We start from the raw sequence: 598 nt of genomic DNA on the forward strand, positions 1-598 counted from the left end.
TACGCACCGCGCTGCGGGACCTGGTCGAGGACAGCACCCAAGGCGATCCGATAGGCCCACTGACGTGGACCACGAAATCGCTGCGCCGGCTGGCCGACGAGCTCGCCGCCCGGGGACACGCCGCGGGACGCGACACCGTCGCCGCCCTGCTGAAGGAGGACGGGTTCAGTCTGCGTGGCAACGCCCGCGTCCTGGCGGGCAGTACCCACCCCGACCGCGATGCCCAGTTCCGCCACATCAACGCCGAGGTGAGCGAGTTCCTTCACGCCGGGGACCCGGTGATCAGCGTCGATACGAAGAAGAAGGAGCAGATCGGCCTGTTCGCGCAGGCCGGACGGGAATGGACCCCGCCGGGCGCCCCGGTCAAGGTCCTCGACCACGACTTCCCCTCCCAGGCCACCGGCACCGCGATCCCGTACGGCATCTACGACGTGGGACGCAACGCCGGATTCGTCGTGGTGGGCACCGACCACGACACCGCCGCGTTCGCCGTCGCCAGCCTGCGCCGCTGGTGGAACGAGGAAGGCCGCGCCGCCTACCCCAACGCGACACGCCTGCTGATCACCGCCGACGGTGGCGGCTCCAACAGCTCCCGCGC

The 598-nt window shown here is 70.7% G+C and carries 1 protein-coding gene; it reads left to right on the forward strand.

Annotated elements, in window-relative coordinates:
* The coding region (locus tag IEZ21_RS46975) for an ISAzo13 family transposase (protein WP_189327925.1) at window positions 1-598 on the forward strand (598 nt) is incomplete at both ends.

The sequence above is a fragment of the Streptomyces flaveus genome, from assembly GCF_014647675.1.
GTDB classification, from domain to species: Bacteria; Actinomycetota; Actinomycetes; order Streptomycetales; family Streptomycetaceae; genus Streptomyces; species Streptomyces flaveus.